We start from the raw sequence: 13048 nt of genomic DNA, 5'->3' as shown, positions 1-13048 counted from the left end.
ATACTCTAGATGCGCCTCCTGATCTTCGGCCTCGGCTATACGGGCACGGCCCTGGCAGAGCACCTCGCCCCGGGCGGCTGGCGCATCGCCACCGTCATCCGCGCGACCTTCGCCGATCGCGACCGCGTGGCGTTCGAAATCGCGCACGCCACCCACATCGTCTCCACCGTCGCGCCGACCGAAGAAGACCCGGTCCTCGCCGCCTACCGCGCCGAGCTCGCCGCATCCCCCGCCTGGCTCGGCTATCTCTCCTCCACCGGCGTCTATGGCGACACCGAAGGCGCCTGGGTCGACGAGAGCGCCCCCACCGGCACGGGCCGCCGCACCGAACGCGCCGAGGCCGACGCCCAGTGGCTGGCGCTGGGTGCCCGCGTCTTCCGCCTGCCCGGCATCTATGGCCCCGGCCGCTCCCCGCTCGATCGCGCGCGCGAAGGCAAGGCGCGGCGCATCCACGTCGCGGCCCAAGTCTTCAGCCGCGTCCATGTCGACGATATCGTCTCGGGGATAATCGCCGGCTTCGAGGGTCCGCCTGGCGCCTACAATCTCGCCGACGATCTCCCGGCCCCGCAGAGCGACGTGATTGCCTATGCCTGCGATCTGATCGGCATAGCGCCTCCGCCCGAGGTCCCGCTCGCCGAGGCCGATCTCAGCCCCGCCGCGCTGGCTTTCTATTCGGAGAACCGCCGCGTCGCGAACGGCAAGGCCAAGCGCATCCTCGGCTGGCGCCCGCTATATCCGGATTACCGGTTGGGCCTGCGCGCCCTCAGCGCGATCACCAGCCCGATCATCACCAGCGCCCCGCCGGCCGCGGCGAGCAGCGACCAGCGATAGCCCTCGTAGATGGTCGACAGCAGCATCGCGATCACCGGCACCAGCACGCTGGTATAGGCCGCCTTGGCCGGCCCGATCGTGCGGATCAGCTGGTAGTAAAGGGTGAAGGCCAGCGCCGATCCGAGCACGCCCAGATAGAGCGTGCCCAGCACATAGCCCCAGCGCATCTCGATCACCGGCGGCCCGGTCATGCTCCAGGCGAAGCAGGCATCGACCGCGGCGCCGATCAGCATCGACCAGCCGAGCATCGTCGCCATCGGATAGGCCTTCGCCACCCGCGTCGCCTGCATCACATTGGCGACCGAGGCGGAAAGCACCCCCAGGAAGGCGATGCCGATCCCGAGCAGCGCCACCCCCGGCCCCGCCTCGCTCAGCCGGCTCTCGTGGAGGAACAGCAGGCCCACGCCCACCATCGCCACCAGCGATCCGATCAGCAGCTGCCGCCCCATCCGCTGCCCCAGGAAGATCCGCGCCAGTATCGCATTGGGCACCAGCAGCAACGCATAGACGATCGCCACCACGCCCGAGGTGATGTGCAGTTCGGCGCGATAGACGAAGTTGAAGTTGAGCACGAACTGCGCCACCCCAAGGCACGCCGCGAACAGCAATCCCCGCGCATCGAGCCGCAGCGAATTGCGCCGGACCAGCGCCCAGCCGAGGATCACGAGCCCCGCCACCGCGAAGCGATAGGTCACCGACCAGGCCGGCGGCACCACCGAAATCTGGTCGCGGATGACGATCCAGGTCGATCCCCAGATCAGCGTGACAAGCGCGAAGGGGATGAGGACGCTGAGGCGCGTGGATTTGGGCGCCTGCACTTAGATCCTCCCCGGTACGGGGAGGGGGACCATGCGCAGCATGGTGGAGGGGGCGTGCCGCGTGCGGGTCGCTGGCGGAGAGCCCCCTCCACCACGCCGCTGCGCGTCGCGGTCCCCCTCCCCGCGCCGGGGAGGATAAGGACATGCCCCCCTCACAACGTCCCGATCGCCTCCGCCAGCGGCCGGATCGCCTCGGCGTCCTGGTCCCACGAAATCACCAGCCGCGCCTCGGCCGGCCCCCAATCGTAGAAATCGAACCCCAGCGCGCGCAGCCCCGCCGCTTCCTCCGGGGTCACCCGCAGGAAAACCTCGTTGGCCTCAACGGCATGCACCAGCCGCTCCCCCGCGGCATCGGCCAGCATCCGCGCGCCGCCATTGGCCGCACGCGCATTGTCCAGCCACAGATCGTCCTCGAGCATCGCCAGCAATTGCGCCGCCAGATAGCGCCCCTTGGAGAGCAGCAGCCCCGCGCGCTTGCGGCGATAGAGCGTCGCATCGGCCAGCCGGGTGTCGAAGAAGATCAGCGCCTCGGCGCTCATCCCGCCATTCTTGACGAAGCCGAAGCTCAGCGCATCCACGCCCGCGCGCCACGTCACGTCGGCGGGCGTGCAGCCGAGATGCGCGACGGCGTTGGCGAAGCGTGCGCCGTCCATGTGCAGCCCCAGCTTGCGCGCCTTCGCCAGGTCGCCGATCGCGGCGACCTGCTCGGGGGTGTAGACCAGCCCATATTCGGTGGCATTGGTGATCGAGATCGCGTGCGGCTGGACCTGGTGGACGTCGGTGCGGATCGCGCCCAGCGCGGCGTTGAGCGTCGCCGGCGTCAGCTTCGCCCCTTCGCCCTCGACCAGCATCAGCTTCGCGCCATGCGTGTAGAATTCGGGGGCGCCGCATTCGTCATTCTGGATATGCGCGTCGCGGTGGCACAGGATACCGCCATGCGGCGGGCACAAGGCCGCCAGCGCCAGGGCATTGGCCGCGGTGCCCGATGGCACCCACAGGGCCCGCACTTCGGTCTCGAACAAGTCGGAGAAGCGCCCGTCGAGCTGCTTGCTCCAGCGATCGCCGTCATAGGCGGTGTCGAGCATGTTCCCGTCCACCAGTGCCTGGAGCACCTGAGGGCAGACCGGGGCGGCATTGTCGGAGAAGAAGCGCATCGCCCGCCCTTGCGAGCCTGCGCGGTTCAGGTCAACCGGCGGCTACCACTCCTCGAACCGTTCGAGCCGCCGGGGCGGGGGCGCCTCATCCTCGGGGAAGCGCTCGTCGCGCGGGCGATCGCGCGGATCGACCAGGTCGGTCTCGATCTCGGATCCATCGATAAATGCGCCGACGCCGTTGAGGACGTCGTCGAGGGTCACATCATTCGCGATCGGCTCTTCGATCGGCTCGGGCGGGGGCAGCCGCAGGTCGAGCGCGCGGACCATGAAATCGCGCCACACCCGCGCCGGGATGCCGCCGCCCGAAAGCCCCGCATTCGACGAATTATCGTCATTGCCGAGCCAGACCCCGGCGACCAGATCGCCGGCATAGCCGATGAACAGGGCGTCGCGATTGTCCTGCGTCGTGCCCGTCTTGCCGAACGCCTGGATCGGGAGCTGCGCGCTGCGCCCAGTACCCGATTGCACTACGCTGGCCAGCATCGAGCGGATATCCTCCAGATTGCCGCCGCCGAAGCGCGCCGCGCCGCCGAGCCGCTGCGCCAGCCAGTCGTCCGCCGATTCGTCGTTGTTGAGCCCGCTCGGCCGCACCGGATAGCTGCCGTTGGCTACTGCCGCATAGGCCGCGGTCAGCTCGAGCAGCGACGTGGTCGAGGTCCCCAGCGCGATCGACGCTTCGTTGCTGATCGGCGTGGAAATGCCCAGGTCGCGCGCCGCCCGGATGACGTTGCCAACCCCGATCTGCGCGGTCAGCCGCGCCGAGACGACGTTGCTCGATTTGGCGAAGGCCTGGCGCAGCGTGATCCGTCCGGCATAGCGGCCGTCGCTATTCTGCGGAGTCCAGTCGCCGATCGTCACCGGCTCGTCGTCGACCATCGTATCGGGGGTCATGCCCGATCGCAGCGCCGCCAGATAAACGAACAGCTTGAACGTCGATCCGGGCTGGCGCCTTGCCTGGGTCGCGCGGTTGAACGGGCTTTCGCGATAGTTGCGCCCGCCCACCATAGCCACCACCCGCCCGTCGGGACGCATCGCCACCAATGCGATCTGCGATTGGCGGAGCCCCGCGCTTTTTACCGCGCGCTCGGCGGCCTGCTGGATCCGGGTTTCCAGCGTCGTGCGCACGGTCTGTTCGGTCGCCACGCCGCCCGCCCGGTCGCGTGCCTGCGGCAGTACCCAGTCGGCGAAATAGGTGCCGTTGGGCAATTCCTTGGTCTTGCTCAATTTGAGTACCCCGGGACGCACCCGCTTCGCTTCATCGGCATCGAGCAGCCCGGCCGAGACCATCGATGCGATCACCAATTTCTGCCGCTCGCGCGCGCCCTTCAGGTTTCCGGTCGGTGCGAGCCGGCTCGGCGCTTGCACCAGCCCGGCCAGCAACGTCGCCTGGCTGATCGTCAGATCCTCCGGCTCGGTGCTGAAATAATGCTGCGCCGCCGCGCGCAGGCCATAGACATTGTCGCCGAAATAGACGTTCGACAGGTAGCGCGAGAGGATCTCTTCCTTCGAAAGCCAGGCCTCGAGCCAGAAGGCGATCATCACTTCGCGTAGTTTCCGCGTGATCGTCCGGTCCTGCGTCAGGAAGGCGTTCTTGGCGAGCTGTTGGGTGATCGTGCTGCCGCCCTGCGATCCGCGATCGCTGCGGATATTATGGATGAGCGCGCGCAGGATCCCGCGCGGATCGACTCCCATATGGCCGTAGAAACGCCGATCCTCGATCGCGACGAAGGCATTGCGGACATGGTCGGGCAGCAGCGCCGCGTCCACCGGATCGGCGATCACCGCCCCGCGCCGCGCGATCGGCGTCCCCTCGGCGGAGAGCAAAGTGATCGAGGGCGGCGCCGGCGGCTGGAGCGATTTGGAGAGCGGCGCGGTCAGCGCCAGCCAGGCGACCGCCAGCACGAACAGCAGGATGCACCCCGCGATCGCCCAGGACAGCCACTTCCAGCTGCGCTTCTTGTAGGCGACCGGCAGGTTGGTCGAATAGTCGCCCGCCGGCACCGCGTCCGCGACGGGCGGCGTCGGCGGGGGAGGGGAGGGCGGCGGCGCCGCGCGCTGGCGCACCGGATCGGGCTTGTGGATCGGCTCGGCGGGTAGCGGCATCGCAGCGCGCAATTCGAGCGGACCCGATTCGCGCCGCGGCCGCCGGGACTGGATCTTGAGTTCGGGCGCCTGCTCGTCGGGCGCGGGGGACCGTCGGAGCGGAAAGCGAACGTCGCTGGAGCCGGGTTCGCGAGCCATCAAGCGTCTCTACCGGCCACCCGCGGCGCTGCAAAGCAATAGACCATGGTGTGTTGTTAGATTAATACAGTGCGCAGCTCAAGCGTCCAGCTCGACATCCCAATAGAGCCAGTCCCGCCACGTCTCGTGCAGATAATTGGGCGGAAAGCGCCGGCCATGTTCCTGCAGCTGCCAGCTCGTCGGTCGGATCGCGGGCAGGTGGAGCGGCATCCCCGCCTGTTGCGGCGTCCGCCCGCCCTTCTTGAGGTTGCATGGCGCGCAGGCAGTCGCGACATTCTCCCAGGTGGTGCGCCCGCCCTGGGCGCGGGGAATGACATGGTCGAAGGTGAGGTCGCGCTGGGTCCCGCAATATTGGCAGGAGAATTTGTCCCGAAGGAACAGGTTGAAGCGCGTGAAGGCAGGGAAGTTGGACGGTTTGACATATTGTTTGAGCGCGATGACCGAAGGCAGCTTCAGCCTCGCGCTGGGACTTCGCACTTCGCGCTCGTAGAAGGACACCACGTCCACCCGGTCGAGGAAAAGCGCCTTGATCGCGGTCTGCCAGGGCCAGATGCTCAGCGGATAATAGCTCAACGGCGTATAATCGGCGTTCAACACCAAAGCGGGGCAGCTGTCGGGATGGCGGATCAGATCGGGATGGTACATGCACTCCCTCGCCCTGTTGGTCGCCTGCGCGTCCTGGCTGGGAAGCGTGACGCCGGCATGACAGCACAGCGCGCGACTCGCGGTCAAGGGTCCGCCTGATGCTTGTCCACACGCGATTTGCCCCCAGCCCTACCGGGCGGCTGCATCTCGGCCACGCCTGGTCGGCGATCCTGGCGCATGATTTCGCGCGCGCGCAGGGCGGCCGCTTCAGCCTGCGGATCGAGGATATCGACGGGACCCGCAGCCGGCCGGAGCATGTCGAGGCGATCCTGCGCGATCTCGAATGGCTTGGGCTGGAATGGGACGGGGCGGTTACCTTCCAGTCGCAACGGCTGGGGCTTTACCAGACCGCGCTCGATCGGCTGAAGGCGATGGGGCTGCTCTATCCCTGCTTTTGCACGAGGGCCGACATCGCCGCGAGTCTGTCGGCCCCGCACGGGCCGGAGGGGGTGGTCTATCCGGGCACATGCCGGGGGCTGGGCAATCCTGACCTGTCGAGGCCGCACAGTTGGCGGCTGGATATGGGGACGGCCCTAAAAATCCTCCCCGGCACGGGGAGGGGTGGAGGGGGTGTGCCACGAAGCACATCGCTGGTGGAGAGCCCCCTCCACCAGCCTGCGGCTGGTCCCCCTCCCCGTGCCGGGGAGGATCTGATCTGGCACGACCATGGCACCTCCATCCCCGCAAATCTCGCCCCCCAGGGCGACGTCATCCTCGCCCGCAAGGACGCGCCCGCTTCCTATCACCTCGCCGTAACCGTTGACGATGCGGCCCAGGGCATCACCCACATCGTCCGCGGCAAGGACCTGTTCTACGCCACCCACATCCACCGCCTCCTCCAGGCGCTGCTCGATCTTCCCACCCCCGAATATCGTCACCACGACCTGCTGACCGGCGCCGACGGCACACGTCTCGCCAAGCGCGACGGCGCCCCCAGCCTCGAAGCGATGCGCCTCGCCGGCGAGGATGGCCGCGCGCTCGCCGATCGACTCCGCGCGAGTCTCCTCCCGGTTGGAATCGCCGCCGCGAAGGCGTAGACAGCGTTCATGAACCTCTTCCTGATCCTGCTCCTCGTCGCCGTGATCCTCTCGGTGCTGTTCGTCCTCATCCGGGGGCTGGTGAACATGGCGGGCACCACCGTCGGCGATCTCGAAGGCGAGGGCCCCAGCGATCGCGCGCTGAAATCGAACAAATTGATGCAGCAGCGCATCCTGCTCCAGGCGCTGGCGATCGGGATCATCGCGCTGATCCTGCTGTTCGCGTCGGGCGGGAACTGACAATCCCCAAAGCCGTCATCCCCGCGAAGGCGGGGATCCAGAGCCAAGAGCGGCATCGCCTGTTACCTTGGATCCCGGCCTTCGCCGGGATGACGAAGAGTGTGAGAGTGGCGTGGTAAAACTCAACAAGATCTACACCCGCACCGGCGACGACGGTACCACCGGCCTTGTCGACGGCTCGCGCGTGTCGAAGGCGGATCCCCGCATGGCCGCGATGGGGGATGTCGACGAGGCCAACAGCGCGCTCGGCCTTGCCCGCGCCGCGCTCGGCACCGGTAGCTTCAGCGATATGCTCGCGCGCATCCAGAACGATCTGTTCGATCTCGGCGCCGATCTCGCCACACCCGATGCGATCGAGAATGCGCTGCGCATCACCCAGCATCAGATCGACTGGCTCGAAGAGCGGATCGACCATCTCAACGCCGCGCTCGAGCCGCTGACCAGCTTCATCCTGCCGGCAGGCGAGCCGGGCGCCGCCGCGCTCCACCTCGCCCGCTCGATCGTCCGCCGTGCCGAGCGCACTGCCGTCGCCGCGGCGCAGGTCGTGCCGCTGCGCGCCGAAGCCCTGATTTACCTCAACCGCCTGTCCGATCTGCTGTTCGTTGCGGCACGCGCAGTGAACCAACATGGCAATGGCGACGTTCTGTGGGTTCCGGGCGCCTCCCGCTGAGTCGGATTGACGCAGCGGCGCTGCGGAGGTAAGGAACATTATGAGAACGGAGCGCGACTTTGCCCCGCATGCCTCGGCGCTGGCCACGCGTTTTGCCGACGTTCGCGCGCTGACCGTCGCGCTCCTCGCGCCGCTCTCCGATGCCGACGCCACCGTCCAGTCGATGGACGATGCCTCGCCCGCCAAATGGCATCTCGCGCATACGACCTGGTTTCTCGAAACCTTCGTGCTGCGCGATCACGTCGCCGGCTACCAGCCGTTCGACGCGCGCTGGCCCTATCTGTTCAACAGCTATTACGAAGCCGAGGGCAAGCGCCATGCCCGCGCCCGACGCGGCATGATCACGCGACCCAGCCTGTCGGAGGTGCTCGCCTATCGCGCGGCGGTGGACGCTGCGGTCCTCGAAGCGCTGCCCTCGCTGCCGGATGCGGCGCAGGCGCTGATCGCGCTCGGCTGCCACCACGAAGAGCAGCATCAGGAACTGCTGCTCACCGATCTGCTCCATCTCTTCTCGTGCAATCCGCTCGAGCCCGCGCTCTGGCCCGGTGACCGCAAGGTCCCGGTCGAGATGCCCGCCCCGATCGGCTGGATTCCCGGGAAGACCGGGCTCGTCGAGATCGGCCTTGCAGATCCCACAAGCTTTGCCTTCGATTGCGAAGGCCCCCGCCACAGCCAATTGCTCCATCCGCATGCGCTCGCCGATCGCACCGTGACCAACGACGAATGGGCCGCGTTCATCGCCGATGGCGGCTATGCCGATCCGCGCCACTGGCTGTCCGACGGCTGGGCCTGGGTCCAGCGCGAGGGCATCGAGGCGCCGCTTTACTGGGAGCAGGGGGAGGGCGGCTGGACTCGCTTCGGGCTCGATGGCCGCCGCCCGATCGATCCCGCCGCGCCGGTGACTCATGTCAGCTTCTTCGAGGCGGATGCCTATGCCAGCTGGGCGGGCGCGCGCCTCCCCACCGAATTCGAATGGGAAGCCGCGGCGGCCGCGCAGGATCCGCGCGGCGGCAACCAGCTCGACGCCGCCGGCCCGGTCGAGCCGCGTCCCGCCACGGCCGGCCCGGCCTTCTTAGGCGATGTCTGGGAATGGACCGGCAGCGCCTTCCGTCCCTATCCCGGCTTCCACGCAGCCGAGGGCGCGGTCGGCGAATATAATGGCAAGTTCATGAGCGGCCAGTTCGTGCTGCGCGGCGGCAGCTGCGCTACCCCCCGCGGGCATGTCCGGGCGAGCTACCGCAACTTCTTCTATCCGCACCAGCGCTGGCAGTTCACCGGCGTGCGCCTGGCGAAGGATTTGTGATGCTTCCTACCCATCATCCCTTGTTCCTTCGTCATCCCGTCGAAAGCCGGGATCCAGGGTACAAAGCGATGTCCTTCGCGGCTCTGGATCCCGGCGTGCGCCGGGATGACGAAATCGAGGGAGGTGCAATATGCTGAAGCAGGAAGCCGAAGACGGCCAGGCCTCGCTCGCCGACCCGCATTTTCGCGCCGACGTTCTCGCCGGCCTCGCGGCAACACCGCGCGCGATCCCCGCGCGCTGGTTCTACGATCGCCGCGGCTCGGAATTGTTCGAAGCGATCACCGAACTCCCCGAATATTATCCCACCCGCACCGAAACGGCCTTGCTCCAAAGCGTCAGCCCTGAGCTGGCCGGTCTTTCCGCCCAGGGCGCGGCGGTGGTCGAGTTCGGTTCGGGCTCCTCCACGAAAACGCCGATCCTGCTAAAGGCGATCCATCCGGCCGCCTATGTCCCGATCGACATTTCAGGCGATTTCCTCCGCCAGTCGGCACGCGAGCTGGGCGCGGCTTTCCCCGGCCTGCCCGTCTATCCGGTCGAGGCCGATTTCCTTCGCCCCGTGCCGCTCCCCGCCGACGTGGCGAGCCTGCCCAAGCTCGGCTTCTTCCCCGGCTCGACGATCGGTAACATGGACGCGCACGACGCAGTCGATCTGCTCCGGGTGATGGTCCAGTGGCTGGGGGAGGGTTCGCGGCTGCTGATCGGGATGGACCGGGTGAAGTCGCCCGACATCCTCATCCCCGCTTATGACGACGCCCAGGGCGTCACCGCCGCGTTCAACCTTAACCTGCTCGAACGGATCAACCGCGAGCTCGACGGCGACGTCCCCGTCGACGCCTTCCGCCACCGCGCGATCTGGAACGACGATGTCGCGCGTATCGAAATGCATCTGGAAGCGGTCCGCGACGTCGCCTTCACCGTCGACGGCCGCGCCTTCACGATTGCTGCGGGCGAGACGATCCACACCGAGAACAGCCACAAATATGGCCCCAACGGCGCCCGCACCCTGCTGCGCGCCGGCGGTTGGACTCCGATCGCCGAATGGACCGATACGAACGACTGGTTCGCGCTGATCCTCTGCGAAGCCCGGCCGCGCAGCGCCGCGCCGTAAGCGATTAGAAGGGGTTGGGTCGAGCCACGCCCCGTTCGCCCTTAGCCTGTCGAAGGGCAGCGCGCCTCAGGTGGATCGCTTGCGGATAGGTGCCCTTCGACAGGCTCAGGGCGAACGGATAAAGGATTCGATGAAGTCTAGAATCTACACCTAGCGCGCGACCGCCTCTGCCTTCCACATCCGCAGCCAGTTGGTCGAGCCGCGGCATTCGCCCATTCCCCGTGCTTCGACGAGGCGGAACATCGCCCCGTCCCACACATAGCTTTCGGAGTTGCCGCAATCGCCGAGCCCGCGCGCCTTGGTGTAGCTCGATAGCGTGCCCTTGGCGGGGTCCCAGTCTGCATTGACCAGCGTCGCGACGCCTTCGGCCTCGGTCCACCCGCTCGCATGATCGAAGTGCGCGACAACCGCCTTGCCGCCCTCGACGACGAAGGGCACGGTCGAGAAATTATAGGCGCCACTGCCGCACGGCACCAGCGCGAGCGTCTTGCCGCCGCCCAGCGGATAGGTCTCGGTTTCGGGCCGCTCGCCCTCGCCCTCGCCATAGGCCGAGTCGCAATCGGATTGCTTGCCCATTGCCCCCCGAAGCGCGGCCGACAGCGGCGCGGCTGCGCCCGAGGGGCGCACGAAGCGCACCTGCGGCGTCGCCGGCGCGCCGGGCACGGTATCGGCCGGCTTGGGACCCTTGGCGACCAGGGCGGTGACGCCGCCGGCCCGGCCCTGCTCCGCATCGAAATAGCGCAGCGTCGCGGCAATGCCTTTCAGCGATGCCTGGCTCAGCAGCTTGCCGTCGGCGCCGATGAGTCGCATCGACTGGCCCTTGAGCATCGCATCGACGAGCTGCGCTGCCGCGGCGCCGGTGACGCTGACCTCGGCTCCGCCGAGGTTTCCGCTCGCGAGGCTCTTGCCGTCCACCTCGAGACGGTACGCTCCCTTATAGTCGCCGTCCGGCGCGACCGTGACCGATAGTGCTCCCGTCGGCCCCGCTTCGCGGACCACCGCGATCGGCGGCGCCCCGTCGGCATCCTCGCTGGCCAGCAGCGCGGCGGCTTCGCAGCGGCGCAGATTGTCGCAGGCGACCGCCCAGTCGCCAAACGCCTTTACGTCGGTAAGGGCGGGAGCGGCCTGGACCGCGGCGAGCAAGGCGAGGATCAACATCCCCGGAAGCTAGCGCAGCCCGGCGCGGCAGGGTAGGTGGCCGCGAAGACATTTTTGGGAGTTCGGCGATGCAGGTAATCGGAGTGATTGGCGCAGGTCAGATGGGGGCGGGGATTGCCCAGGTGGCGGCACAGGCCGGCTATCGGGTCCTGCTCTCCGACATGGATCTCGCCCGCGCCGAGACCGGCAAGGCGGGCATCGCCAAGCAGCTGAACCGGCTGGTCGAGAAGGAGAAGATTGTCTCCGCCGATGCCGAGGCCGCACTCGCCCGCATCGAGCCGGTAGCCAACGTCGCGGCCATGGCGCCCTGCGGGCTCGTGATCGAAGCCGCCACCGAGCGCGAGGGCGTGAAGCGCAGCATCTTCGAAAGCGTCGGCAAGGTCCTGAGCGACACCGCGATCCTTGCCAGCAACACCTCGTCGATTCCCATCACCCGGCTGGCGCAGGCATCGCCCGATCCCGCGCGCTTCATGGGGGTTCACTTCTTCAATCCGGTGCCGGTGATGGGGCTGATCGAGCTGATCCGCGGGCTCGCCACCTCGGACGCGACCGTCGCCGCCGTCGAGTCCTTTGGCCAGTCGCTGGGCAAGCGCATCGTCCATGCCAACGATGCGCCCGGCTTCATCGTCAATCGCGTGCTGATGCCGATGCTCAACGAGGCCTGCTTCGCGCTGGGCGAAGGAGTGGCGACGATCCCTGACATCGACGCCGCCTGCCAGCTCGGGCTCAACCACCCGATGGGCCCGTTCACGCTGGCCGACTTCATCGGCCTCGATACCTGCCTGGAGATCACCCGCGTCCTGTTCGAAGGCACCGGCGATCCCAAGTTCCGTCCTGCGCCGTTGCTGGTCAAATATGTCGAAGCCGGCTGGTATGGCCGTAAGACCAAGCGCGGATTCTACGATTATAACGGCGCGGAACCCGTCCCCACGCGCTGATCGTTGCTCAGCGCTGCCGGCTGCGATGCTCTTCGCCCCATTTGGCGAGCTGGTCGAAACCGATCGGCGCCAGGAAGCCGATCCCGGCATGGCCGTCGCGGGTCCAGCGGACGGTGGCGCGGCGCTGCGCCAGCCGAGGCACGTTCAGGACGATCTCGTCGCCGGCGTGCAGGAAATCGGCGTCGATCCTGGCGCCGCCTTGCGATATGTCGAGCAGCATGACTCGGTGCGACATCCCGTCATGGAGCAGGCTCACGCGACACGGCACATGAAGCCGTGGCATGCGCTGAAGCGGACCCTGGCCCCGGCTGGCTGGCACGCGCAGCGTCTCTTCGATGTCGACGCAGTCTTCGAACTGGACGCCTATTTGCCCGTCGGACGACCAGGCGATCCGCGCGTCGAGCGGCTTGCCCGAACGGATCTCGACGGTGACCTGCGCGCCGCGCGGAATCTCCGCGTGAATCTTGCCCATCGCGCCGCCGGGGGAGATGTTCCGGATCAGGCACAGCGCTTCGCTGTCGCCCCAGCGCAATATCGCCGAGCGATACACGGTGAGCTCGGTACGGTCTTCGGAGCGCTGCGCCGAACTCACATGCTTTTCCAGATCGGATGAAGTGGTGGAGCGGACCCCGGAATCCCAGGAGATCGGGCGCGGCCCGCCGGGTAGGGTGAAGGCTGCGCTCAGACAGGTTCCGATCAGCTCGACCGAGCCCCGTGCCTCGTCAAGCACGGGCGGGGTGAGCTTCTGCGCGGCGCGAGTCGTCGAGATGTTCATCGATACTCCACATTTGTCACGGGAGCGGACGCCACGCAGGCCTCCCCGGGGAAGCTTGGCGATGGCGCGACGATCCGCTCTGCACCCATTCCCGCCTCGGCCGAGGGGGAATTTATTGGCTAGAGCGAGA

Annotated in this window: 13 protein-coding genes; 7 read left to right on the top strand and 6 right to left on the bottom strand. The window is 67.6% G+C overall.

Annotation, left to right across the window (positions count from 1 at the left end; all coding sequences use genetic code 11):
• Nucleotides 1-9 precede the first annotated feature (9 nt).
• Nucleotides 10-831, top strand: a complete 822-nt coding sequence (locus tag OKW87_RS10190) for an NAD(P)-dependent oxidoreductase (protein ID WP_265539176.1) — start codon at nucleotides 10-12, stop codon at nucleotides 829-831.
• Here the strand turns inward: OKW87_RS10190 and OKW87_RS10185 are convergent.
• The 4 genes from OKW87_RS10185 to OKW87_RS10170 form a co-directional block, all read right to left on the bottom strand.
• Nucleotides 741-1649 carry a DMT family transporter gene (locus OKW87_RS10185; RefSeq protein WP_265539174.1) on the bottom strand — a complete coding sequence of 303 codons (909 nt, stop codon included), beginning with the start codon at nucleotides 1647-1649 and terminating at the stop codon, nucleotides 741-743. The genes OKW87_RS10190 and OKW87_RS10185 overlap by 91 nt on opposite strands.
• 152 nt (nucleotides 1650-1801) lie before the next feature.
• Nucleotides 1802-2803: a threonine aldolase family protein gene (locus tag OKW87_RS10180; protein WP_265539172.1), complete on the bottom strand. Its 1002-nt coding sequence runs from the start codon at nucleotides 2801-2803 to the stop codon at nucleotides 1802-1804.
• Nucleotides 2804-2845: 42 nt separating this feature from the next.
• Complete coding sequence (locus OKW87_RS10175) at nucleotides 2846-4906, bottom strand: transglycosylase domain-containing protein (RefSeq protein ID WP_443025100.1); 2061 nt, start codon at nucleotides 4904-4906, stop codon at nucleotides 2846-2848.
• Between the two features lie 216 nt (nucleotides 4907-5122).
• The gene (locus tag OKW87_RS10170; protein ID WP_265544086.1) at nucleotides 5123-5689 is read right to left on the bottom strand and encodes an HNH endonuclease; all 567 of its coding nucleotides are present in this window, start codon (nucleotides 5687-5689) and stop codon (nucleotides 5123-5125) included.
• Between the two features lie 98 nt (nucleotides 5690-5787).
• Between OKW87_RS10170 and OKW87_RS10165 the strand changes: the two genes are divergently transcribed.
• The 5 genes from OKW87_RS10165 (at nucleotide 5788) to egtD (ending at nucleotide 10047) form a co-directional block, all read left to right on the top strand.
• Nucleotides 5788-6726, top strand: a complete 939-nt coding sequence (locus OKW87_RS10165) for a glutamyl-Q tRNA(Asp) synthetase (protein WP_265539168.1) — start codon at nucleotides 5788-5790, stop codon at nucleotides 6724-6726.
• A gap of 9 nt (nucleotides 6727-6735) precedes the next feature.
• Complete coding sequence (locus OKW87_RS10160) at nucleotides 6736-6966, top strand: twin transmembrane helix small protein (RefSeq protein ID WP_265539166.1); 231 nt, start codon at nucleotides 6736-6738, stop codon at nucleotides 6964-6966.
• A 112-nt stretch (nucleotides 6967-7078) separates the two neighbouring features.
• Nucleotides 7079-7636 (top strand): cob(I)yrinic acid a,c-diamide adenosyltransferase, encoded by a 558-nt coding sequence (locus OKW87_RS10155; RefSeq protein WP_265539165.1) that lies wholly within the window; start codon nucleotides 7079-7081, stop codon nucleotides 7634-7636.
• A gap of 40 nt (nucleotides 7637-7676) precedes the next feature.
• Complete coding sequence (gene egtB, locus OKW87_RS10150) at nucleotides 7677-8939, top strand: ergothioneine biosynthesis protein EgtB (protein ID WP_265539163.1); 1263 nt, start codon at nucleotides 7677-7679, stop codon at nucleotides 8937-8939.
• Between the two features lie 130 nt (nucleotides 8940-9069).
• On the top strand, nucleotides 9070-10047 hold the full coding sequence (gene egtD, locus OKW87_RS10145) for an L-histidine N(alpha)-methyltransferase (RefSeq protein WP_265539161.1): 978 nt from the start codon (nucleotides 9070-9072) through the stop codon (nucleotides 10045-10047).
• A 150-nt stretch (nucleotides 10048-10197) separates the two neighbouring features.
• Here egtD and OKW87_RS10140 read toward each other — a convergent pair whose 3' ends face one another.
• Nucleotides 10198-11205, bottom strand: coding sequence for a DUF1176 domain-containing protein (locus OKW87_RS10140; protein ID WP_265539160.1), 1008 nt, complete (start codon nucleotides 11203-11205; stop codon nucleotides 10198-10200).
• A 68-nt stretch (nucleotides 11206-11273) separates the two neighbouring features.
• On the opposite strand from OKW87_RS10140, the gene OKW87_RS10135 reads away from it, so the two are divergent.
• Nucleotides 11274-12143 carry a 3-hydroxyacyl-CoA dehydrogenase NAD-binding domain-containing protein gene (locus OKW87_RS10135; protein ID WP_265539158.1) on the top strand — a complete coding sequence of 290 codons (870 nt, stop codon included), beginning with the start codon at nucleotides 11274-11276 and terminating at the stop codon, nucleotides 12141-12143.
• A 7-nt stretch (nucleotides 12144-12150) separates the two neighbouring features.
• Here OKW87_RS10135 and OKW87_RS10130 read toward each other — a convergent pair whose 3' ends face one another.
• Nucleotides 12151-12918, bottom strand: a complete 768-nt coding sequence (locus OKW87_RS10130) for a PilZ domain-containing protein (protein WP_265539156.1) — start codon at nucleotides 12916-12918, stop codon at nucleotides 12151-12153.
• Nucleotides 12919-13048: the final 130 nt, after the last annotated feature.

Source organism: Sphingomonas sp. M1-B02, from assembly GCF_026167525.1.
Taxonomy (GTDB): Bacteria; Pseudomonadota; Alphaproteobacteria; order Sphingomonadales; family Sphingomonadaceae; genus Sphingomonas.
The sequence above is the reverse complement of the archived record's forward strand: the minus strand, read 5'-3'. Positions and strand labels throughout refer to the sequence as shown.

What these genes read in the sequence shown, in the direction of transcription:
- OKW87_RS10190 (WP_265539176.1), top strand. Translation starts at nt 10, where the DNA reads ATGCGCCTCCTGATCTTCGGCCTCGGCTATACGGGCACGGCCCTGGCA.
- OKW87_RS10180 (WP_265539172.1), bottom strand. Translation starts at nt 2,803, where the DNA reads ATGCGCTTCTTCTCCGACAATGCCGCCCCGGTCTGCCCTCAGGTGCTC.
- OKW87_RS10175 (WP_443025100.1), bottom strand. Translation starts at nt 4,906, where the DNA reads ATGCCGCTACCCGCCGAGCCGATCCACAAGCCCGATCCGGTGCGCCAG.
- OKW87_RS10170 (WP_265544086.1), bottom strand. Translation starts at nt 5,689, where the DNA reads ATGTACCATCCCGATCTGATCCGCCATCCCGACAGCTGCCCCGCTTTG.
- OKW87_RS10165 (WP_265539168.1), top strand. Translation starts at nt 5,788, where the DNA reads ATGCTTGTCCACACGCGATTTGCCCCCAGCCCTACCGGGCGGCTGCAT.
- OKW87_RS10160 (WP_265539166.1), top strand. Translation starts at nt 6,736, where the DNA reads ATGAACCTCTTCCTGATCCTGCTCCTCGTCGCCGTGATCCTCTCGGTG.
- egtB (WP_265539163.1), top strand. Translation starts at nt 7,677, where the DNA reads ATGAGAACGGAGCGCGACTTTGCCCCGCATGCCTCGGCGCTGGCCACG.
- egtD (WP_265539161.1), top strand. Translation starts at nt 9,070, where the DNA reads ATGCTGAAGCAGGAAGCCGAAGACGGCCAGGCCTCGCTCGCCGACCCG.
- OKW87_RS10140 (WP_265539160.1), bottom strand. Translation starts at nt 11,205, where the DNA reads ATGTTGATCCTCGCCTTGCTCGCCGCGGTCCAGGCCGCTCCCGCCCTT.
- OKW87_RS10135 (WP_265539158.1), top strand. Translation starts at nt 11,274, where the DNA reads ATGCAGGTAATCGGAGTGATTGGCGCAGGTCAGATGGGGGCGGGGATT.
- OKW87_RS10130 (WP_265539156.1), bottom strand. Translation starts at nt 12,918, where the DNA reads ATGAACATCTCGACGACTCGCGCCGCGCAGAAGCTCACCCCGCCCGTG.